Below are 12,790 nucleotides of genomic sequence, written 5' to 3'. Positions count from 1 at the left end.
TTTACTTCTTGTTCCTGTCTCTTGCTTTTTTATTAAAATAAAATGGATCAAAACCAAAAAAAGCTAATTAAACTCGCTCATACTAAAATGCCTTTTGGTAAATATGAAGGTAAGTTTCTTATCGATTTGCCTGAATATTATGTGGTTTGGTATAGTAATAAGGGATTTCCGAAAGGGGAGTTAGGCGAGCAGTTACAACTGATTTACGAATTAAAACTCAATGGACTTGAAGAGTTAATTCGAAATATAAAAAAACGATATCCAAAACCGATTTAATTTTCAAATTGACAATTTATAATTGTACTTTTGCCAAGTTTTTTACATAACTACAATACAAACAACAACAATAACAACAGAATGAATCAAACGAAATATATTTTTGTTACAGGTGGTGTGACTTCTTCTTTAGGAAAAGGAATTATTGCGGCATCTTTGGCAAAATTGTTACAAGCAAGAGGGTATCGTACAACTATCCAAAAGTTTGACCCGTATATTAATGTCGATCCTGGTACTTTAAATCCATATGAACATGGAGAATGTTACGTAACTGATGATGGCGCAGAAACGGATTTAGATCTAGGACACTACGAGCGTTTCTTGAATGTTCCTACCTCTCAAGCCAATAATGTTACCACGGGAAGAATTTATCTTTCGGTGATTGAAAAAGAAAGAAGAGGAGAGTTTCTTGGTAAAACGGTACAGGTTGTACCTCATATCACCAATGAAATTAAGGATAGAATGCAATTACTTGGTAAATCAGGTGATTTTGATATTGTTATTACCGAAATCGGTGGAACGGTAGGTGATATTGAATCCTTGCCTTATATTGAATCGGTTCGTCAATTAGTTTGGGAATTAGGAGAGCATAACGGTATTGTTATTCATCTTACTTTAGTGCCTTATTTGGCCGCTGCTGGTGAGCTGAAAACTAAACCAACTCAGCATTCTGTGAAAACGTTGATGGAAAGTGGTATTAAAGCTGACATTCTGGTTTGTAGAACAGAGCATGAAATTTCAGAGGAGTTACGTAATAAATTGGCTTTGTTTTGTAATGTAAAAAGAGAGGCAGTTATACAATCTATAGATGCTTCAACTATTTACGAGGTACCTAATTTAATGCTTGAAGAAGGACTTGATATTGTAGCTTTAAAGAAGTTGGATTTACCTAAAAAAGCCGCTCCGGATTTAAAAAACTGGAATACTTTTTTACGCAGATTAAAACATCCTAAACATGTCGTTAATATTGGTTTGATTGGGAAATATGTAGAAATGCAAGATTGTTATAAATCTATTTTAGAGGCATTTATTCACGCAGGTGCTGCAAATGAAACCAAAGTAAATGTGATTTCAATCCATTCGGAACATATTGATGCTACTAACATCCAAGAGAAATTAGCGGGTTTAGATGCTATTCTTGTGGCTCCAGGTTTTGGTGAAAGAGGAATTGAAGGAAAAATAGAAGCGGTTCGTTATGCACGTGAAAATAAAGTTCCGTTTTTCGGAATTTGTTTGGGTATGCAAATGGCAATTATCGAATATGCAAGGAATATTGTAGGTTATCCTGATGCTAATTCGACTGAAATGAATGAAAAAACGTCACATCCTGTTGTTAATTTAATGGAAGAACAAAAAACCATTACTGATAAAGGTGGAACAATGCGTCTTGGAGCATGGAAATGTGATTTAAAACAAGATTCGTTGGCTTATAAAATATACGGTAAAGAATCTATTTCTGAGCGTCACCGTCATCGTTATGAGTACAACAGTAACTACGTTGCTCAATTACAAAATGCGGGATTGATTGCTTCAGGAGTAAATCCAGATACAGGATTGGTTGAAGTGGTTGAAATTGAAAATCATCCATTTTTTATCGGGGTTCAATACCATCCGGAATATAAAAGTACCGTTGCAAACCCTCATCCTATATTTGTGAGTTTTGTAGCAGCTGCCGTTCAAGCTAAGAAAAAATAGTTATTGTTTTTCGAAACAATTTATTAAACTTTATACTAATAGATTAAACTTTTTTAAATATTATAATGAAAGAAAAAAAATTAGACGTCAATTCAATTATTGGTTTTGTATTGATTTTTGGAATTTTACTTTGGATAATGTACCAAAACAAACCAGATGAAAAAGCTATTGCAGCAGAAAAAGCGCAAAAAGAATTAGTAATCAAAGAGGCTAAAGCCAAAGAATTGGCTGATAAAACTGTAGCAACAGCGACTGTTGCCGTTGCAGCTACCGGGGATTCTACACAATTTGCTCAATTGCAAAAATCGTTAGGAAATTTTGCTTATTCAGCTACACTACCTTCTGCTAAAGCTACTTATACTACCATCGAAAATGAATTTGTAAAATTAAAAATTGCAAATAAAGGAGGGTATATTGTTGAAGCAACTTTGAAAAATTTTGAAAAATTCAGAAAGGGCTCCCATCAATTAGTTGAATTAATTAAAGACAACAATGCCGATTTAAATGTTCAATTGTTGACAAGTGATAACCGTACTTTAAATACCAAAGATTTGTATTTTGAACCGACACTTACAAAAGTAGGAGCGGATCAAATACTTTCTATGAAATTGAAAGCGGGTGCAAATGAATTTCTGGAATACAAATACATTTTGAAACCAAACGATTATATGGTTGGTTTTGATATTCGTTCACAAGGACTGAATAAAGTTTTGAATACTGCTAAGCCTTTAGATTTAGAATGGAATTTGAAAACTTTCAGAACGGAAAAAAGTATCGCTTACGAAGATCGTTACACTTTATTGAATTATGAATATGGTGATGAGAAATTCAACTATGTAGGAGATGGAAAAGATAAAGAAGAAACACCTGAAAATGTAAAATTTATTGCTTTCAAACAGCATTTTTTCAGTACTATATTATTGACAAACACTCCGTTCTCAAAATCTACGTTGAAATCGCATAAATTAGTTGTTGATGAGAAAGTAGATACTACCTTTATTAAACAATTTAATGCAAAAGTGCCATTAGCATTTACAAATGGTGAGATAGATTATAAAATGAGTTGGTATTTTGGACCATCAGATTATAAAACATTAAAGGCATACGATAAAAACTTAGAGAAAATTATTCCTTTAGGTTGGGGTATTTTTGGATGGATTAACAAATTTGTGTTTATTCCATTATTCGGATTCTTAAGTTCTTACATTGCTTATGGTATTGCGATAATTATTTTTACAATTATTATCAAAATTGCGATGTCGCCTATTACTTATAAATCATTTCTGTCTCAGGCCAAAATGAAAGTATTACGACCTGAAATTACGGAGTTGGGGGAAAAATTCAAAAAAGATCCAATGAAGAAACAACAGGAAACGATGAAATTGTACAATAAAGCTGGGGTGAATCCTATGGCAGGATGTATTCCGGCATTGATTCAGCTTCCTTTTATGTATGCTTCGTTTCAGTTTTTTCCATCGGCTTTCGAGTTAAGACAAAAAAGCTTCCTTTGGGCAGACGATTTATCTTCTTTTGACCAAGTTGTAAAATTACCATTCCATGTTCCTATGTATGGAGATCATATCAGTTTATTTCCAATATTGGCTGCAATTGCTATTTTCTTTTATATGAAAATGACCTCTGGAGATCAACAAATGGCAGCTCCACAACAAGAAGGAATGCCGGATATGGCAAAAATGATGAAATACATGATTTATATTTCGCCAATTATGATGTTGATTTTCTTTAATAGCTATGGTGCGGGATTAAGTTTGTATAACTTTATTTCCAATTTGATTACAATAGGAATAATGTTTGTTATTAAAAACTATATTGTTGATAGCGACAAAATACACGCACAAATTCAGCAAAACAAATTGAAAGAGCCCAAAAAACAAGGTAAGTTCCAACAAAAACTTCAACAAGTTATGGAACAAGCTGAAGCTCAAAAAGCAAAAGACAAAAAGAAATAAAAATAAAAAAATCTCGATATGTTTCGAGATTTTTTTATTTAAATGTAATTTAAGCCATCCAAATTCGTTAAGATATAAAGGTAATTATGAAATAAGCATCATCGTAATTAAGTTGGAAACACTAATGATGATATGTGAACTACATAATATGACCGATAAAAAACAATAAATGTAAACACATGAAAACATTTTGTAAAAAAGGAATATTTATTTTGTTTTTTTTGAATGTGTTTTGTCTTCAGGCGCAAACAGATTTCAATAAACTAGATGAAAAAGGAAAAAAACATGGATTGTGGAAAGGGTTTTATGAAGAATCAAAAAGACCAAAATATCAAGGGACTTTTGTACATGGTAAAGAGGTTGGAGTTTTTAATTTTTATGATGATACCAAAGCAAAATCCATAATTGCCACGAGAGAATTCAATGCCAAAGATAATTCTGCTTCTACTATATTCTATGATCAGGACAAAAATAAAGTAAGCGAGGGCAAAGTGATAAATAAATTGTTTGAAGGTCCTTGGAAATATTACCATCAGGCCTCCAAGAAAATTATGGCAACCGAGAACTATAAACTAGGAAAGCTAGATGGTCTGAGAAGTGTTTATTATCCTGATGCTAAGATTGCAGAACAAATCAATTATAAAAACAATTTGAAAGAAGGGGTTTATAAAAAATATACTGAAAATGGAATTGTACTTGAAGAATCTATTTTTAAGAATAACGAGTACAACGGATTGGCAGTTTTTAAAGATACGGATGGGAATATTGTTTCAAAAGGTCAATTTGTAAATGGAAAAAAATCAGGTGCTTGGCAGTTTTTCGAAAAAGGAAAACTAGTCGAAACAATCAATATGAGTAAGCCTGAAAATGCAACAAAATCCAAAAACAATTAACTTTGGACTTAATAAATCTTTTGTAACTTCGCATCCTTATAAAATTATAATTTTTTGAAGATGAAGCGTGTTGTTGTAGGACTTTCTGGAGGTGTAGATTCAAGTGTTGCTGCTTATTTGTTGCAACAACAAGGGTATGAGGTTATAGGTCTTTTTATGAAAAATTGGCACGATGATTCAGTGACTATTTCTAATGAATGTCCGTGGCTTGAAGATAGTAATGATGCACTTTTAGTAGCCGAAAAATTGGGAATTCCTTTTCAAACGGTAGATTTAAGCGAACAATACCAAGAGAAAATCGTTGATTATATGTTCAGCGAATATGAAAAAGGGAGAACTCCAAATCCAGATGTACTTTGTAATCGCGAAATAAAATTTGAAGTTTTTATGAAAATTGCAATGAGTCTTGGTGCGGATTATGTGGCAACAGGTCATTATTGCAAGAAAAGTGAAATCGAAGTTGACGGTAAACCCGTTTATCAATTGTTGGCCGGAGCAGATAATAACAAAGATCAATCTTATTTTCTTTGTCAGTTATCACAAGAGCAATTGGCGAAATCGTTGTTTCCAATTGGTGAATTAACGAAGCCAGAAGTCCGTGAAATTGCGGCTCAAATGGATTTAGTAACTGCCGAAAAGAAAGATTCCCAAGGATTATGTTTTATAGGGAAAGTTCGCTTGCCAGAATTTTTACAACAGAAATTGCAACCCAAAGAAGGATTAATTATTCAAATCGATAAAAATAGTCCTGTTTATAATTTAGATATTGCACAAGGATTGTCTATTGAAGATGAATTAGTGCTTGAGGCAAAAAAGATAGATTATATTCCAGAAATGGGAAAAGTAGTAGGAAAGCACCAAGGTGCTCATTATTTTACAACAGGTCAGCGAAAAGGATTGAATGTAGGAGGAACAACAGATCCTTTATTTATAATTTCCACAAATGTTGCCACCAATACTATTTATACTGGATTAAGCAATCAACATCCAGGATTGTTTAAAAAAGCATTGTTTGTTGAAAAATCGGAAGTACATTGGATTCGAAAGGATTTGGCTTTAGCCAATGGCGAAACAATGGATGTAATGGCAAGAATTCGTTACAGACAACCGTTGCAAAAAGCCACTTTGCATCCGTTTGAAAACGGAATGTATGTTTCGTTTGAAGAGCCACAATCTGCGATAACTGAAGGACAGTTTGTAGCTTGGTATTTAGGAGATGAATTAGTTGGTTCCGGAGTTATTTCTTAGTTTAGTGTTTTATTTACGAAGAGCAATAAATCATAGCCTTCTTAAACTAAAATCACAACATGGATTTCAAAATAATAGAGTGCGTTTAAAAGAAACAAAGTTTTTATGGCACAACAACAAACTAATTATGAAAAAACTCTGTATATTTCTCTTAGTATTTACAAGTGCAACTGTTTTTTCACAAGTACAAGATGCTTGGGTTTACTTTAATGCAAAGCCTAATGCTCAGTTTTATATTGATAACCCATTGCAAATGCTTTCGCAAAGATCTCTGGATCGAAGAACTACTCAAAAGATAGTTGTAGATTCTAAAGATATTCCTTTAGAGAAATCCTACGTTAATCAGGTTAAAACTGTTTCGGGAATTTCTGTTGTGGCTAAATCAAAATGGCTGAACAGTATTCATGTGCGTGGTACACAAGCAGCAATAAATTTATTAAAAACATTTTCATTTGTCGATAAAATAGATTTTGCAGACAAATCTCTGAATATAGCTGGAAAAATTGCAAAGGCAAAAAAGATTAGGACCTCCGATAAAAGTAACAAAACTAAAATTGATTATGCTTATGGAACCTCGGTTAATCAAATTCAGATGTTGAATGGACAACAATTACACCAGCAGAATTATACGGGTTTAGGTAAAATGATAGCAGTTTTAGATGCCGGTTTTCCAGGAGTAAATACCGTACAACCTTTTCAAAGATTAAAAGACAACAACAAAATTTTAGGAGGCTATAATTATGTATTAAGAAACCTTGATTTTTACACCGGAGTTTCACACGGAACATCCGTTCTTTCAACCATGGGCGGTTATAAAGAAGGTTCATTAGTAGGAACAGCACCAGACGCTTCTTACTATTTATTTATTACAGAAGATGATACTTCTGAAAATCCGGTTGAGGAATCACTTTGGGTAGAGGCTGCAGAAAAAGCGGATAGTTTGGGAGTTGATATCATAAATACCTCTTTAGGTTATTTTGAATATGATAATACGGCATATAGTCACAAGTATAGTGAAATGGATGGTAAAACAACTTTTATATCACGTGGTGCTGAAATTGCGTTTAGCAGAGGGATGATTATTGTAACGGCAGCGGGTAATTCTGGGAATTCAGCAAATCCGCATATTGGAGCACCCGCTGATGCAGTTTCTGTAATTGCTGTTGGAGCTGTAAATTCTGTAAAATCCTTGGCTTCATTTAGTTCAATAGGACCTTCAAGTGACAATCGAATAAAACCGGATGTTATGGCACAAGGACAATCTGTTGTTTTGTCTGATGCACTAGGTAATATTGTGACAGCAAACGGGACTTCATTTTCCAGTCCAATTATGGCAGGAATGGTTGCTTGTTTGTGGCAGGCTTTTCCTTTAAAAACAAATAAGGAGATTAGAGATTTAATTATAAAATCAAGCGATAGATACACAACACCTAACAACCAATATGGTTTTGGTATTCCAAATTTTAGTTTAGCATTGACACTTTCGGTGGACGCTTTCTCAAAAAATGACTTCATACTATATCCAAATCCAGTAAGCAATTACATATCGATTTCTCTTCCAGAAGGTAATGATAGAGGATCATTTTTAATTTATAATGTTCTGGGTCAAATAATATCAGATGATCTTCTTACTGGCCAGACATCAAATATTTCTTTGAAATCACTTGACAAAGGAATCTATGTTTATAAATTAGAATCGGGTGTTTTTTCCAAAACTGGAAAAATAATAAAGCAATAATTAGAGTAAAATAATGAATAGAATTACAGAGCTCTTCAAAATTAGATATCCTATTATCCAAGCGGGAATGATTTGGAATAGTGGTTATAAATTAGCGAGCGCAGTAAGTAATGCCGGTGGTTTAGGTATAATAGGTGCAGGTTCTATGTATCCCGAAGTTTTACGAGAACACATTCAAAAATGCAAAAAAGCGACTCAAAAACCTTTTGGTGTTAATGTTCCAATGTTATACCCTAATGTCGAAGAAATAATGAAAATTATAGTCGATGAAGGCGTTAAAATTGTTTTTACATCGGCGGGAAACCCAAAAACTTGGACTTCTTTTTTGAAAGAAAAAGGCATAACAGTTGTACATGTGGTTAGTAGTTCTGTTTTTGCATTAAAAGCAGAAGCAGCTGGCGTTGATGCCGTAGTTGCGGAAGGATTCGAAGCTGGAGGGCACAACGGAAGAGACGAAACGACCACTTTTACATTGATTCCAATGGTAAAAGAACATATCAAAATTCCTTTGATCGCTGCCGGAGGCATTGCAACGGGTCGCGGAATGTTAGCGGCAATGGTTTTAGGTGCTGATGGCGTTCAGGTCGGGAGTAGGTTTGCCGCTTCGGTAGAATCTTCAGCACATGAAAATTTTAAGAAGACTATCATAACGGTTAAAGAAGGCGACACACAGCTAACGTTAAAAGAATTGGCTCCAGTTCGATTGATTAAAAATAAATTTTATCAAGATCTTCAGGAACTGTATGAGAAATGTCCAACAACAGAGGAGTTGTCTCAGTTTTTGGGAAGAGCAAGGGCAAAAAAAGGTATGTTTGAAGGGGATTTAATCGAAGGAGAATTAGAAATAGGTCAAGTTGCGGGATTAATTCACGAAATAAAACCAGCGGCAGAAATACTTTTGGAAATAAGGAATGATTTTGAAGATGCTAGAAAAGAGGTAACTAAATTCGACTTTTAATTAATACACAATGACTAAAACAAAATTATATATTATACTGTTTTTTTTGGTGTTAGGATTGCAAAAGTCTTATAGTCAGAATTATAAATTTAAAACTTCAGGCTTTAGTGTTTTAGAAAAAAATGAAAAAGGCAAGTGGGGAAAATGGTCCGATTTGGATTTGGTCAATATTTTAGTATCATTAGACACTAATAAAGATAGAATTGTAATATATTCTCAAATCATCCAATTGTTTGAAATTATCGATTATCAGGCAACAGAAGAAAATGATACCGATATAGTTTATTCGTTTACTTGTAAAGATAATAATGGCGAGGATTGCACAGTTTCAATTATTACAAGAAAGAAACAGGGTAATAGGAAGCAACTTTATGTCAATTATGAGAACAGGATTATCGTTTATAATATCTTCAACATGTAATAATAAAAAAAGTCGCTACCACTGACTTTATTAAATGGCAGGTCCAAAAAAGATAAGTTTTTGATAGCAACAATTAGTCAATATCTTTAATAAACTCATCGTACTCTTTATAAAAAAGCTCTAAAGAATTCATTTTCTCATTGTAAAAATCAAAGATGTCATCCCAGTATTTTCGATTACTAACGCTGATATCTAATTTTTCAATCCAAATCCGGCTAATCATTTTGCCGTTTTCAAGAATAAATTCTTTTTCGAATACTAAATCTTTGATAAATTCCTCTTCCAGTATATTTTTCAGTGCTTCTATTTTCTCAAAATAAGCAACTCGTTTTTCGTCACTGCGGTGCTCAATATCAATTAACACAAGTGCCTTTTTATTATCAACATAAAATTTAAAAGAAAAATCTTTAATTTTTGTATCATAAAGCACCCATTTTCTCGGATATTTATCTGCGAATGTCACCCAGAATTCTCGCTTTAATTTTTGAGTTTCTTCTTTACTATACATTTTTATGGCTTTTAATATAGAAAATTAGCATTGCGTTATTTTCTAAACTATATTTATATTATCTTTTCTGGTGCAAAAATAGACTTTGATTATGGATTTTCAAGAATTTTTAGAATATGTTCCTAAATTAATAAAAGCCGAACTTCCTGCTGAAGTTTCGCATATCAAAATGGCACCTTTGGAGCGAATTGAAATTTTAAAAAAATTTGATATTGACATCAGAAAACCAAAAATTGCAGCCGTTATGATGTTGTTTTATCCTAAAAATGGAATAACACATCTGGTACTTATTGTCCGAAATTCTTACAAGGGAGTACATTCTGCTCAAATTGCTTTTCCTGGAGGAAAATATGAAGATCACGACGAAATTTTCGAAAATACTGCGCTTCGAGAAACCCATGAAGAAGTTGGGATTCACCCCAGTAGTATGGAAATTATCAAGACTTTTACACCCATGTATATTCCACCGAGTGATTTTATGGTTCATCCTTTTTTAGCTATCTGCAAGGAAGAGATTGTTTTTATTCCCGATACCAAGGAGGTTGCAAACATCATTGAATTGCCTCTAACAGTTTTTTTGAGTGATACAATTATTACTGATGCAAAGCTGAATACATCTTACGCAAATGATATAACTGTTCCATCTTTTAAAATTAAAGAGCACATCGTCTGGGGAGCTACGGCTATGATGTTGAGCGAGTTGAAAGATGTTTTAAAAGATGTTTTAAATTCCTAATTTTATTTTTTTCTAGAATTGAAATTGATACGGAAGTACAAAAATAAATTTCGTATTATTGTAAACCTAATTCACAGAAAAACACACAAATTTATGGTATTGTTTAAGAGAAATCCTTTTGGTCATATACTATTTATAAAGAAATTCTTAATTCGTGTTTTTGGAGTTATAACTCACAGACGTTACAGAGGATTTAATGAATTACAGATTGAAGGATCCGAGATTATACGAAATTTGCCTGATGCGAATGTCCTTTTTATATCCAATCACCAAACCTATTTTGCAGACGTCGTTGCCATGTTTCATGTTTTTAACGCTAGTCTGAGCGGACGTGACGATACTATCAAAAATGTTTGTTACATGTGGCAACCCAAAATGAATATTTATTACGTTGCGGCCAAAGAAACAATGCAGGCTGGTTTGTTACCAAGAATTATGGCTTATGCAGGGGCAATTTCTGTAGAGCGTACTTGGCGAGCAAAAGGAGTTGATGTACAGGAGAAGAAAAATATTAACCCTGATGATACTGAAAATATTAAAATAGCGCTGAAGGATGGCTGGGTAATTACATTCCCGCAGGGAACCACTAAATCTTTTAAACCAGTACGAAAAGGAACCGCTCATATCATCAAACAACACAGACCCATCGTTGTTCCTATTGTTATCGATGGTTTTCGCCGTTCTTTTGACAAAAAAGGATTGCGCATGAAAAAGAAAGGTATTCTCCAATCATTTATAATTAAAGAGCCTTTAGAAATTGATTACGATAATGATACCATTGAGGAAATAGTCGAAAAAGTAGAATATGCTATTGAGCAACATGCATCTTTCCTGAAAGTAATTCCTTGCGAGGAAATAGAAGAACAGGAGAAATTAAACAAACTTCGTCGTTGGGAATATTAAAAAAAAAGCTCATCAATTACCTTTTTTTTTTGTAAAACTACAAATCAATCTTTTTTAATTCTTTATAATTCGCATACAATCTTCGCAGTAAAATTCCGTATAACACCCTGTAAAATAACCAAAATGCACCAATAATAACGATAAAAGTCATTAAAATACCAACTGTAGTGATTGCCAAAGCTTTTCCATTAGTAGTAATTTTATTTGTTAAAGCAATCGTGTCCGGATCGTAAGCAAAAGCAATTATGAAGGCAACAATTAAACTCAGAACAATCATTGTCAGATTAAAATAAACATAATACTGAACGGTTTTACGTGTTTTCAAAATATCTTTCATTAACTGTTTCGTAGAAACGGTTAATGAAATTCTGACATAATTTTTATAGAAAAAATAAATAAAAACTAGCATTACTCCGTAACTGAAATAGCTAAAAATATTAAGATAAAGAATGATTTCATCATGATTCATCTTTGTAAAATAAGCATCATTATTAAAACAAACGTTTAGTGCAGTCCATAATAAAACCTCCAAAATACTGATAATCAAAATCCACTTCACAATCGAAGATGATTTTTTATGTATCATTTTGTAAATCTCATTTTCCGAAACCTGTTCAAAAGAATCCGTGTTCTTTTGCCAATCTTTTTTCAATAAATCCAGCTCTTTCATATTCCTAATGGATTTAATATTTTTTTTAATTTCCCTTTTATTCTGTTCATTTTCACCCTGGCATTCACTTCACTAATCCCTAATGTTACAGCTATTTCCTGATAATCTTTATCTTCAAGATACATAAAAATCAATGCCTTTTCGATATCATTCAATTGATAAACCGCTTTGTACATTAGCTTAATCTGTTCTTCTTCTTCATAATTATACTCCACATCATTCAAGAAATGTTGACGTCCTTCAAACTCAATAGTTGCTATTGAGCGCTTACTTTTTCTATATAAAGTGATTGCCGTGTTCAACGCCACACGATAGGCCCAAGTAGAAAACTTGCTGTCTCCTCTAAATTTAGGAAATGCTTTCCATAACTGAATTGTGATTTCCTGAAACAAATCCTTGTGCGCATCATCACCATTAGTATACAACCTACAAATCTTGTGGATTATATTCTGATTTTCCTGCAACTGCTTAACAAAAGACTGTTCTAGATTGTCACTCATACATACGTTAGTAACCCAAAGGTAGGTTTTGTTACAATATTAATAATTTTTAGGAGCAGAAACTCTTCAATCCATAATTATTAATCGTCCTGCTGTACATTTCAATCTTTATTTTCTGAAAAAATCAAAAAAATAAAGGATTTCCATTTCCATCAGGGCTAATTTACACGATTATTTTTCTTAAAACCTTTTCAATAAAAACAAAAAATTCGATACTTTTTGATGAAATTCAACATTAAAAAACATTGTATCTTTGATTTTCAATAAATTATAA

General features: G+C 32.8%; 13 protein-coding genes. 10 read left to right on the top strand and 3 right to left on the bottom strand.

What is annotated here, in order from left to right; translation table 11 throughout:
• The first annotated feature begins 42 nt into the window (after positions 1-42).
• The 8 genes from ACFX5D_RS11780 (at position 43) to ACFX5D_RS11745 (ending at position 9,199) form a co-directional block, all read left to right on the top strand.
• Positions 43-276, top strand: a complete 234-nt coding sequence (locus tag ACFX5D_RS11780) for a DUF3820 family protein (protein ID WP_103999215.1) — start codon at positions 43-45, stop codon at positions 274-276.
• 81 nt (positions 277-357) lie between these two features.
• Positions 358-1,971, top strand: a complete 1,614-nt coding sequence (locus ACFX5D_RS11775; protein ID WP_379858380.1) for a CTP synthase — start codon at positions 358-360, stop codon at positions 1,969-1,971.
• 65 nt (positions 1,972-2,036) lie between these two features.
• Positions 2,037-3,941: a membrane protein insertase YidC gene (yidC, locus tag ACFX5D_RS11770; RefSeq protein WP_379858379.1), complete on the top strand. Its 1,905-nt coding sequence runs from the start codon at positions 2,037-2,039 to the stop codon at positions 3,939-3,941.
• Positions 3,942-4,120: 179 nt separating this feature from the next.
• A complete protein-coding gene (locus ACFX5D_RS11765; RefSeq protein WP_379858378.1) occupies positions 4,121-4,834 on the top strand; it encodes a toxin-antitoxin system YwqK family antitoxin in 714 nt (237 codons plus the stop codon).
• Positions 4,835-4,894: 60 nt separating this feature from the next.
• Positions 4,895-6,082: a tRNA 2-thiouridine(34) synthase MnmA gene (gene mnmA / locus ACFX5D_RS11760; RefSeq protein ID WP_379858377.1), complete on the top strand. Its 1,188-nt coding sequence runs from the start codon at positions 4,895-4,897 to the stop codon at positions 6,080-6,082.
• Positions 6,083-6,209: 127 nt separating this feature from the next.
• Positions 6,210-7,820, top strand: coding sequence for a S8 family peptidase (locus ACFX5D_RS11755; RefSeq protein ID WP_379858376.1), 1,611 nt, complete (start codon positions 6,210-6,212; stop codon positions 7,818-7,820).
• A gap of 13 nt (positions 7,821-7,833) precedes the next feature.
• Complete coding sequence (locus ACFX5D_RS11750; RefSeq protein WP_379858375.1) at positions 7,834-8,778, top strand: NAD(P)H-dependent flavin oxidoreductase; 945 nt, start codon at positions 7,834-7,836, stop codon at positions 8,776-8,778.
• A 10-nt stretch (positions 8,779-8,788) separates the two neighbouring features.
• Positions 8,789-9,199 (top strand): hypothetical protein, encoded by a 411-nt coding sequence (locus tag ACFX5D_RS11745; protein ID WP_379858374.1) that lies wholly within the window; start codon positions 8,789-8,791, stop codon positions 9,197-9,199.
• 73 nt (positions 9,200-9,272) lie between these two features.
• Here the strand turns inward: ACFX5D_RS11745 and ACFX5D_RS11740 are convergent, their stop codons facing one another.
• A complete protein-coding gene (locus tag ACFX5D_RS11740; RefSeq protein ID WP_379858373.1) occupies positions 9,273-9,707 on the bottom strand; it encodes a DUF4268 domain-containing protein in 435 nt (144 codons plus the stop codon).
• A 91-nt stretch (positions 9,708-9,798) separates the two neighbouring features.
• Between ACFX5D_RS11740 and ACFX5D_RS11735 the strand changes: the two genes are divergently transcribed.
• Positions 9,799-10,443: an NUDIX hydrolase gene (locus tag ACFX5D_RS11735; protein ID WP_379858372.1), complete on the top strand. Its 645-nt coding sequence runs from the start codon at positions 9,799-9,801 to the stop codon at positions 10,441-10,443.
• Between the two features lie 93 nt (positions 10,444-10,536).
• Positions 10,537-11,346 (top strand): lysophospholipid acyltransferase family protein, encoded by an 810-nt coding sequence (locus ACFX5D_RS11730; RefSeq protein ID WP_379858371.1) that lies wholly within the window; start codon positions 10,537-10,539, stop codon positions 11,344-11,346.
• Between the two features lie 37 nt (positions 11,347-11,383).
• Here the strand turns inward: ACFX5D_RS11730 and ACFX5D_RS11725 are convergent, their stop codons facing one another.
• Together ACFX5D_RS11725 and ACFX5D_RS11720 are read right to left on the bottom strand one after the other, a co-directional pair.
• On the bottom strand, positions 11,384-12,016 hold the full coding sequence (locus ACFX5D_RS11725) for a hypothetical protein (RefSeq protein WP_379858370.1): 633 nt from the start codon (positions 12,014-12,016) through the stop codon (positions 11,384-11,386).
• Positions 12,013-12,516 carry an RNA polymerase sigma factor gene (locus ACFX5D_RS11720; protein WP_103999226.1) on the bottom strand — a complete coding sequence of 168 codons (504 nt, stop codon included), beginning with the start codon at positions 12,514-12,516 and terminating at the stop codon, positions 12,013-12,015. The genes ACFX5D_RS11725 and ACFX5D_RS11720 overlap by 4 nt, the downstream gene beginning before the upstream one ends.
• Positions 12,517-12,790 lie beyond the last annotated feature (274 nt).

The organism is Flavobacterium fructosi (genome assembly GCF_042787335.1).
Lineage (GTDB): Bacteria > Bacteroidota > Bacteroidia > Flavobacteriales > Flavobacteriaceae > Flavobacterium > Flavobacterium fructosi.
Note: the sequence above shows the minus strand (reverse complement) of the source record. Positions and strands in the feature narration are given on the sequence as shown.